This window comes from Streptomyces africanus (assembly GCF_002150735.1).
Lineage (GTDB): Bacteria > Actinomycetota > Actinomycetes > Streptomycetales > Streptomycetaceae > Streptomyces > Streptomyces africanus.
The window spans coordinates 1-2,175 of the sequence record NZ_MUKA01000563.1 but is presented as its reverse complement, the minus strand read 5'-3'; the positions used below and the strand labels follow the sequence as shown (position 1 = coordinate 2,175).

Here is a 2,175-nt window from a genome sequence, read left to right as displayed (position 1 = left end):
CCTTCGCCCCCGGTCTCCCCCACCCCACGAATAGCCGACAGAAGATGTCGGGTTTCGGCGCCAGACTCTCCGTATGACAGCGAACTGGGCGGCTTTCGCCACTGCCGAACCGGATCTGGCCGGCACCGTCGAGAAGCGCTTCGGCGCCTACACGCACCACGTCCTCGCCACCCTCCGGAAGGACGGATCGCCCCGCACCAGCGGCCTGGAGGTGCGGTTCCTGAACGGCGAGCTGTGGCTCGGCATGATGCCGGACTCGCTCAAGGCACTCGATCTGCGCCGCGACCCGCGCTTCGCGCTCCAGGCGAACCCCGGGGAGGGCACGGGCATGGGCGGCGGCGACGTGAGGATCAGCGGGCGGGCGATCGAGGTCGACGACGTGGATATCAAGGCGCGCTACGTCGAAGAGGTGGAACCGCCGGAGCCGTTCCACCTCTTCCGTACCGAACTCACGGAGGTCGTACGGACCTACGTCGAGGACGACAAGTACCTCGTCGTCCAGATCTGGACGCCCGGCGAGCCCCTGCGCACGATCAAGCGCACGTAGGGGTCACTCCCACTCGATCGTCCCCGGCGGCTTCGAGGTGACGTCGAGGACGACCCGGTTGACGTCCTTGACCTCGTTGGTGATGCGCGTGGAGATCCGGGCGAGGACGTCGTACGGCAGGCGCGACCAGTCGGCCGTCATGGCGTCCTCGGAGGAGACGGGCCGCAGGACGATCGGGTGGCCGTACGTACGGCCGTCACCCTGGACGCCGACGCTGCGGACGTCCGCGAGGAGGACCACCGGGCACTGCCAGATGTCCCGGTCGAGGCCGGCCGCCGTGAGCTCCTCGCGGGCGATGGCGTCGGCCTCGCGCAGCAGGTCCAGGCGCTCCTTGGTGACCTCGCCGACGATCCGGATGCCGAGGCCGGGGCCGGGGAAGGGCTGACGCTGGACGATCTCGTCCGGCAGGCCGAGCTCCTGGCCGACCATCCGGACCTCGTCCTTGAAGAGCTTGCGCAGCGGCTCGATCAGCTGGAACTCGAGGTCCTCGGGGAGGCCGCCGACGTTGTGGTGGGACTTGATGTTGGCGGTGCCGGTGCCGCCGCCGGACTCGACCACGTCGGGGTAGAGGGTGCCCTGCACGAGGAACTCCACCGCCGGGCCCTCGTCCGCGATGATCTCGGCCTGGGCCTGCTCGAAGACCCGGATGAACTCGCGGCCGATGATCTTCCGCTTCTCCTCCGGGTCGGAGACCCCGGCGAGCGCCTTGAGGAACCGCTCCTCGGCGTCCACGACCTTCAGCTGCACGCCGGTCGCGGCCACGAAGTCCTTCTCGACCTGCTCGGTCTCGCCCTTGCGCATCAGGCCGTGGTCGACGTACACGCAGGTCAGCTGGGAGCCGATGGCCTTCTGGACGAGGGCCGCGGCGACCGCGGAGTCCACGCCGCCGGACAGCCCGCAGATGGCGCGCCGGTCGCCGACCTGCTCACGGATCGCGGCGACCTGCTCCTCGATCACGCTGCCCGTGGTCCAGGACGGGGTCAGGCCCGCGCCCCGGTACAGGAAGTGCTCCAGCACCTGCTGCCCGTGCGTGGAGTGCATCACCTCGGGGTGGTACTGGACGCCGTAGAGCTTCTTCTCGTCGTTCTCGAAGGCGGCGACCGGCACGACGTCCGTGGAGGCCGTCACGGAGAAGCCCTCGGGGGCGGCGGAGCAGGCGTCGCCGTGCGACATCCAGACGGCCTGCTCGGCGGGGGTGCCCTCGAAGAGGGTGGAGGACGACCTGGAGACGTGCAGGTCGGTGCGGCCGTACTCGCGGGCTCCGGTGTTGTCGACGGTGCCGCCGAGGGTCCGCGCCATGAGCTGGAAGCCGTAGCACATGCCGAAGACGGGGACGCCGGCCTCGAAGATCTCGCGGTCCAGGCTGGGCGCGCCCTCCTCGTACACCGACGAGGGGCCGCCGGAGAGGATGATCGCCGCGGGGTTCTTGGCGAGCATCTCGGCGACCGGCATGGTGCTCGGCACGATCTCGCTGTAGACCCGCGCCTCGCGGACACGACGGGCGATGAGCTGGGCGTACTGCGCGCCGAAGTCGACGACCAGGACGGTGTCGGCGGCGCTGGCAGCGGGAGTCGCTGATGACACAGGGTGCCTTCCGGCGGTGGGGCGGGGGTCTTGTGCCACCCGAT

At 70.1% G+C, this 2,175-nt stretch carries 2 protein-coding genes; one reads left to right on the top strand and one right to left on the bottom strand.

Annotation, left to right across the window (positions count from 1 at the left end; translation table 11 throughout):
• Nucleotides 1–73 precede the first annotated feature (73 nt).
• Complete coding sequence (locus tag CCL05_RS42100) at nucleotides 74–547, top strand: pyridoxamine 5'-phosphate oxidase family protein (protein ID WP_086565800.1); 474 nt, start codon at nucleotides 74–76, stop codon at nucleotides 545–547.
• A 3-nt stretch (nucleotides 548–550) separates the two neighbouring features.
• On the opposite strand, the gene guaA is transcribed toward CCL05_RS42100, so the two are convergent.
• Entirely contained in the window at nucleotides 551–2,131 is a 1,581-nt protein-coding gene (gene guaA / locus CCL05_RS42095) for a glutamine-hydrolyzing GMP synthase (RefSeq protein WP_086565799.1), read from the bottom strand.
• Nucleotides 2,132–2,175: the final 44 nt, after the last annotated feature.